Source organism: Flavobacterium sp. FlaQc-48, assembly GCF_044007335.1.
GTDB lineage: Bacteria > Bacteroidota > Bacteroidia > Flavobacteriales > Flavobacteriaceae > Flavobacterium.
The window spans coordinates 1-291 of record NZ_JBIPCR010000082.1 but is presented as its reverse complement, the minus strand read 5'-3'; the positions used below and the strand labels follow the sequence as shown (position 1 = coordinate 291).

The 291-nt window shown below is 44.0% G+C and carries 1 rRNA gene; it reads right to left on the bottom strand.

The annotated features are described in order from the left end of the window. Positions 1–183: 183 nt before the first annotated feature. Positions 184–291, bottom strand: a 16S ribosomal RNA gene (locus tag ACHRWY_RS27665); the annotation flags it as partial.

Sequence of the window (291 nt, the reverse complement as noted above, 5' to 3'; positions counted from 1 at the left end):
ACTCGAACTGCCGACCCCTACATTATCAGTGTAGTACTCTAACCAGCTGAGCTACGAGACTCTGTTTTACTTAAAATTTATTATTTGAACTAACAGCAAGAGTAAAATAGTCTTAAAATCAAAACCTATAAAGCTTCTTCTTTTTTCCTCAGCGTGTGTTTCCACTAACACTTGAGGCTCTAGAAAGGAGGTGTTCCAGCCGCACCTTCCGGTACGGCTACCTTGTTACGACTTAGCCCTAGTTACCAGTTTTACCCTAGGCAGCTCCTTGCGGTCACCGACTTCAGGCAC